We start from the raw sequence: 5,822 nt of genomic DNA, 5'->3' as shown, positions 1-5,822 counted from the left end.
AACGCGGATCCCTTCCAAGAACCCAGAGGCGGGGGCGCCCTGGAGGCTGTACACCGTCCTTCCTGATCTTGCCAATGGTGTCGCCTTTCAGCCCGGACCCAATCGGGCCATCGCGGTACGAGCTTCGTCCGCACCACTCCGTGACTGTCGTCACAATCGTACTTCTGCGAGCGACCCCTCTCGTTTTGCTCCCGCCTTCGTTCTCCTTGGGAAGGAAATCGTCTCTTCGGAACGAACCTCACCTTTCATAGCTCTTGGGGGAATCTGGCCCTCAGGCGGGTTGGCCGCCCCATTCTGGGCGCTGGCCGGAGCGGCGGCCCGTCGGGAGGGCGATCGTCCAATGACCAATCCATCGAGGAGGGATCCTCGTGCGCAGTTGGGCGAGAGCCGTCGTCTTCTTCGCCGTCCTGGGCCTGTTGGCAAGCCCCGTGGGCGCTCAGGAGCCCATTCGGATCGGCGTCAACTTTGAGATGACGGGCGCCACGGCCGCTTACGGGCAGATGGGCTGGGAAGGGATCCAGACCATTCGGAGCATGGGGTACGACACGGTCCTGGGTCGACCTGTCGAGGTGATCCTGGTCGACAACAAGAGTGACCGGGTGGAGGCGGCCAACGCGACCACCCGCCTCATTAACCAAGGTGTGGTGGCCATCATCGGCACCATGACCAGCGGTAACGCCCTGGCGGCCGGACCCATCGCGGAGCAGGCCGGCATCCCCATCATCGGTCCCTCCACCACCAACCCCCTCGTCACCCAGGGGCGGACCCACGTCTTCCGGGCCTGCTTCACCGACAACTACCAGGCAGAGATCGCCGCGCAGTTCGCCTACGAGAACCTGGGCGCCCGGCGGGTGGCGGTCATCTCCGACATCGCCCAGGACTACACGGTCGCCCTGGGCCAGTACTTCACCCAAGCCTTCGAGCGCCTGGGCGGTCAGGTGGTGGTCACCACGTACGTCCGGACCGGTGACCAGGACTTCACCGCCCAGTTGACGGCGGTGGCCAACGCCAACCCCGACCTGCTCTACGTGCCCAACTACTACACCGAGAACGCGCTCATCGCCCGGCAGGCCCGGGAGCTGGGCTTGACCCAGCCCATTCTCTCGGGCGACGGCGCGGACGCCCCCGAGCTCCTCGAGATCGGCGGCGAGGCGGTGGAGGGCCTGATGCACACCGCCTTCTGGCACGAGGAGGCGGCCGTGACCGACCTGGGGCGCCAGTACATTGAGACCTACCGGCGTCTCTACAACAAGGAGCCCAACTCCTTCGGAGGTCTCGCGGCCGACGCCTACCTGATGGTCCTCCACGCCATCGAGCAGGCGGGCAGCCCCGACCCGGCGGCCATCCGGGACCAGCTGGAGGCGATCCACGGCCTGGAGGTGGTGACCGGGCCCGTCATCATCGAAAACGGTGACGCCATCAAGCCTGTGGTCATCCGGCGGGTGGAGGGCGGCGAGTTCCGGTACATGACCACCGTCTACCCGCCTGAACTGCAGGCACTGGCCAGCCAGTAAACCCAGGAAACAGGGATTGGTGGCCGGGGAGGAACCTCCCCGGCCACCGGCCACCCTCCAGGCGGGGACCAACGGTGCAGAAGGCGGGTCGGAGATGAGTTTTCAGACCTTCGTTCAGCAGTTCTTCAACGGGGTCTCCCTCGGGAGCCTCTACGCCCTGATCGCCATCGGCTACACCATGGTCTACGGCATCCTCCGGCTGATCAACTTTGCCCACGGGGACGTCTTCATGGTGGGCGCCTACCTCTTCTTTTACCTGGTAGCGCTCTTCCATCTCCCCTGGTACCTCGCCCTGGCAGGGGCCATGCTCCTGGCCGCCGGCGTGGGCATGCTGATCGACCGGGCCGCTTACCGTCCGGTGCGGGAAGCGCCGCGCATTTCGGCCCTCATCACCGCGGTGGGCGTCGCCTTTCTCTTGGAGAACGGGGCGATTGTCGCCCTGGGCGCCCGCCCCAAGGCCTTCCCCCGGCCGGCGGTGATGACCCAAGTCTACCAGATCAGCGGGGCCAACGTCTTGGGCGTCAGCTTCTGGGTGCCCGTCCTGGCCCTGGTCCTGCTGGCGCTCCTGCTCCTTTTGGTTTACCGGACCAAGGTGGGCATGGCCATGCGGGCGGTGGCCACCGACATGGAGGCCACCCGGCTCATGGGCGTGGACGTGGACCGGGTCATCTCGTATACCTTCGCCGTGGGCTCGGCCCTGGCCGCCGCGGGCGGCATCATGTGGGCCTTCAAGTACCCCCAGATCCAGCCCCTGATGGGCGTCTATCCGGGCTGGAAGGCCTTCACCGCGGCCGTTGTCGGCGGGATCGGCAGCATTGCCGGCGCCACCCTGGGGGGGTTCCTCATCGGCATGGTGGAGATCCTCTTCGTCGCCTTCTTCCCCATGCACTCCGGCTACCGGGACGCGGTCATCTTTGCGCTCTTGATCCTGTTCTTGCTGGTACGTCCCACGGGCATTCTGGGCGCGCCCTTGAAGGAGAAAGTGTGAGATGCGTGGTCGCCTTGAGACGTTCTTAACCCTGGCCGTCCTCGGGCTCTTCGCCCTCTTCATTGCGTGGGCCGAGGGCAACCTCAACCCCTACTACCAGCGGATCCTCAACACCGCCTTCGTCTACGTGGTGGCGGCCGTGGGGTACAACCTGGTCAACGGGATCGCCGGCCAGTTCTCTTTGGGGCCCAACGCCTTCATGGCCCTGGGCGGGTACACGGCCGCCCTCCTCATGCTGCCCCTCACCCAGAAGCAGATGGTTTGGTTCCTTCAGCCTCTGGTCTGGCCCTTCAACGCTTTCAGCCTCCCGGGGCACCTTTTCATCGTGGCCTTGCTGGCCGCGGGGCTGGTGGCCGCGCTGGGGGGCCTGCTGGTGGGATACCCTTCCCTGCGGCTCCGGGGCGATTACCTGGCCATCGCCACCTTCGGCTTCGGCGAGATCATCTTCGTCTTGGCCAACAACCTAATCCCTCTGACCAACGGCTCTTTGGGGATCAAGGCCATCCCCGAGTACACCAACCTGTGGTGGTCCGGGGGCGCGGCCGTCGCCACCCTCCTCTTGGTCCGGAACCTGGCCTCCTCCAGCTTCGGCCGGGCCATGCGGGCCATCCGGGAGGATGAGGTGGCGGCGGAGGCGATGGGGATCAACATCTTCCGGACCAAGCTCCTGGCCTTCATCCTCAGTGCCTTCTTGGGCGGCATCGCCGGGGCCTTGCTGGCCACCTTGATCACCACCATCTCCCCCACCCTTTTCACCTTCACCATGACCTTCAACCTGCTGATCATCATCGTCCTCGGCGGGTTGGGCTCCGTGACGGGTTCGGCGGTGACCGCGCTCATCTTCGCCTTCCTCCAGGAAGGCCTCCGCTTCTTGGAGGCGCCCACCCGGATCGGGCCCTGGCTGGTGCCGGGGATCCCGGGCATGCGGATGGTGGTCTTCTCGTTGCTTCTGGTCTTCCTGATGATCTTCTACCGGCGGGGCCTCTTCGGCCGCAGCGAGCTCTCGTGGGACCTGCTCCTCCGCCGGCTGCCAGGAAGGAGGCAGAGCCGTGCACCTCACCTCTAAGCCGCGCCATTCCTCCGAGCCCGCCGTCCCGGTGGCGGCCAGCACCGATCCCTGGCCTGGCCCGCTGCAGGCCTCCGCCGAGGCGCCTGCCCCGCCGCTTCTCAAGCTGGAAGGGGTGAGCATGACCTTCGGCGGGCTGCGGGCGGTGAACGACGTCAGCCTCAGCCTCCGCCAGGGCGAGCTGGTGGGGCTGATCGGACCCAACGGCGCGGGCAAGACCACCGTCTTCAACATGATCACCGGCCACTACAAGCCCACCCGGGGCCGCATCTGGTTTGCCGGCCAGGAGATCACAGGGCTCGCCCCCAACCGGATCACCGCCCTGGGGATCGCCCGCACCTTCCAGAACATCCGCCTTTTCAAGGGGATGACGGTGCTGGAGAACGTGCTGGTGGCCCATCACGTGCGGCTCCAAGCCTCCTTGTGGAGCGCCCTCTTCCGGCTCCCGGCCTACACCCGGGAGGAGGAGGCGATGCGCCAGCAGGCCATGGAACTCCTCCGGGAGGTGGGCCTGGAGGGCTTCGCCGACGCGGAAGCCTCCAGCCTCCCCTACGGTCTCCAGCGCCGCCTGGAGATCGCCCGGGCCCTGGCCACCCGGCCCCGCTTGCTCCTCTTGGATGAGCCGGCCGCCGGCATGAACCCCGAGGAGACCCGGGATTTGACGGCCTTCATCGGGCGCATCCGGGAGCGCTTCGGGCTCACCATCCTCCTCATCGAACACGACATGAAGCTGGTCATGGGTATCTGCGAGCGGATCCACGTGCTGGACCACGGCGTCACCATCGCGGAGGGAAGTCCCGAAGCGATCCGCACCCACCCGCGGGTGATCGAAGCCTATCTGGGGGAGGACGAAGAGGCATGAGGAACGGCCACGTCACCGCACCATTGGCTGAACCGGCCTCCGAGACGGGCGCGCCCCTGCTGGAGCTGGAGAACGTCCACGTCTCCTACGGGGCGATCCACGCCCTGAAAGGGGTCTCCCTCCGGGTCGCGCCGGGCCAGATCGTCACCCTGATCGGCGCCAACGGCGCCGGCAAGTCCACCACCCTCCGGGCCATCACCGGGCTGGTCCGTCCCCGTGCGGGCGCCATCCGGCTCCGGGGCCAGGAGATCGGGGGCCTCAAGCCCCACCGCATTGTCCAGCTGGGGGTGGCCATGGCGCCCGAAGGCCGGCGCATCTTCCCCAATCTGACCGTCGCGGAGAACCTGATGATGGGGGCGTACCACCGCACGGACGCCGCCCGCATTGCGGCCGATTTGGACCGGGTCTACCGGCTCTTCCCCCGTCTGTACGAGCGGCGCCGCCAAAGCGGCGGGACCCTTTCGGGCGGGGAGCAGCAGATGCTGGCGGTGGGACGGGCCCTCATGAGCAACCCCAGGATCCTCTGCCTGGACGAACCCTCCCTCGGCCTCGCGCCCGCCCTCCGGCAGGAAGTCTTCCGGGCCCTGGCCCAGCTCCACCAAGAGGGGTGCACCCTCCTTCTGGTGGAGCAGAACGCCCGGGCCGCCTTGAAGCTGGCCCAGTACGCCTATGTGCTTGAGACGGGCCGGGTGGTGCTGGAAGGCCCCGCCCACGAGCTGGCCGAGGATCCCCAGGTCCGCCGCGCCTACCTGGGAGAGGGCTGACCCCAGCCCCGGCCTCCAGGCAAGGTGCCCGCGGGCGCCGGCGCCCGCGGGGTCTTGGTCTTCTGGGCCCACACCCCCGGCGGCCTTCCATCTCGCCTCAAGATCCCAGCTAGCTGCTCGCACCCGGGATGCAGATGATCTGGCCCACCCGGAGGTTGTCGGGGTCGGTGATGAGGGGGTTGGCCTCCAGGATGGCGTCCACGGTGGTGTTGAACCGGTTGGCCAGGCTGAAGAGGGTATCCCCGGAACGGATGGTGTAGAGGGTTCCCCCGGGGCACTCGGGTCCGGGCGGCTCGGTGGGGATGCAGATCTCCTGCCCGATCCGCAGCGCGTCGGGATCGACCCCAGGATTGGCGTCAATCAGCTCATCGACGGTCACACCAAAGCGCTGGGCCAGGGAGAAGAAGGTATCGCCGGCGCGGATGGTGTACAGGAACCCGCCCTCGCAGCCCGGGGGAGCCACGCCGGGGATGCAGATCTGTTGGCCGATCTGGAGGCGATCGGGATCCACCCCTGGGTTGGCGGCGATCAATTGGTCGACGGTGACGCCGAACCGCTGGGCCAGGCGGAAGAAGGTATCCCCCTGCCGGATGGTGTAGAGGGTCCCGCCTTGGCAGGTCGGGGGGGC

At 67.3% G+C, this 5,822-nt stretch carries 6 protein-coding genes; 5 read left to right on the top strand and 1 reads right to left on the bottom strand.

The genetic code is table 11. The features are described 5' to 3' along the window. Positions 1 to 368: 368 nt before the first annotated feature. The 5 genes from FWJ67_RS10520 to FWJ67_RS10500 all read left to right on the top strand — a co-directional run bounded on the left by FWJ67_RS10520 (position 369) and on the right by FWJ67_RS10500 (position 5,194). Complete coding sequence (locus tag FWJ67_RS10520; protein WP_414481863.1) at positions 369 to 1,514, top strand: ABC transporter substrate-binding protein; 1,146 nt, start codon at positions 369 to 371, stop codon at positions 1,512 to 1,514. Between the two features lie 94 nt (positions 1,515 to 1,608). Then, on the top strand, positions 1,609 to 2,502 hold the full coding sequence (locus tag FWJ67_RS10515; RefSeq protein ID WP_304173963.1) for a branched-chain amino acid ABC transporter permease: 894 nt from the start codon (positions 1,609 to 1,611) through the stop codon (positions 2,500 to 2,502). Position 2,503: 1 nt separating this feature from the next. Next, positions 2,504 to 3,568: a branched-chain amino acid ABC transporter permease gene (locus FWJ67_RS10510; RefSeq protein WP_414482766.1), complete on the top strand. Its 1,065-nt coding sequence runs from the start codon at positions 2,504 to 2,506 to the stop codon at positions 3,566 to 3,568. 121 nt (positions 3,569 to 3,689) lie between these two features. Then, the gene (locus FWJ67_RS10505) at positions 3,690 to 4,430 is read left to right on the top strand and encodes an ABC transporter ATP-binding protein (protein WP_369686581.1); all 741 of its coding nucleotides are present in this window, start codon (positions 3,690 to 3,692) and stop codon (positions 4,428 to 4,430) included. Further along, the gene (locus tag FWJ67_RS10500; RefSeq protein WP_304173969.1) at positions 4,427 to 5,194 is read left to right on the top strand and encodes an ABC transporter ATP-binding protein; all 768 of its coding nucleotides are present in this window, start codon (positions 4,427 to 4,429) and stop codon (positions 5,192 to 5,194) included. The genes FWJ67_RS10505 and FWJ67_RS10500 overlap by 4 nt, the downstream gene beginning before the upstream one ends. Before the next feature lie 109 nt (positions 5,195 to 5,303). On the opposite strand, the gene FWJ67_RS10495 is transcribed toward FWJ67_RS10500, so the two are convergent. Beyond that, a partial coding sequence (locus FWJ67_RS10495) for a LysM peptidoglycan-binding domain-containing protein (protein ID WP_414482793.1) occupies positions 5,304 to 5,822 on the bottom strand: 519 nt, incomplete at its 5' end.

Source organism: Limnochorda sp. (assembly GCF_047459355.1).
Lineage (GTDB): Bacteria > Bacillota > Limnochordia > Limnochordales > Limnochordaceae > Limnochorda.
The sequence above is the reverse complement of the archived record's forward strand: the minus strand, read 5'-3'. Positions and strand labels throughout refer to the sequence as shown.

Bases quoted from the DNA above. Each gene is read 5' to 3' on its own strand.
- FWJ67_RS10515 (WP_304173963.1), top strand. From the start codon at position 1,609: ATGAGTTTTCAGACCTTCGTTCAGCAGTTCTTCAACGGGGTCTCCCTC.
- FWJ67_RS10510 (WP_414482766.1), top strand. From the start codon at position 2,504: ATGCGTGGTCGCCTTGAGACGTTCTTAACCCTGGCCGTCCTCGGGCTC.
- FWJ67_RS10505 (WP_369686581.1), top strand. From the start codon at position 3,690: ATGACCTTCGGCGGGCTGCGGGCGGTGAACGACGTCAGCCTCAGCCTC.
- FWJ67_RS10500 (WP_304173969.1), top strand. From the start codon at position 4,427: ATGAGGAACGGCCACGTCACCGCACCATTGGCTGAACCGGCCTCCGAG.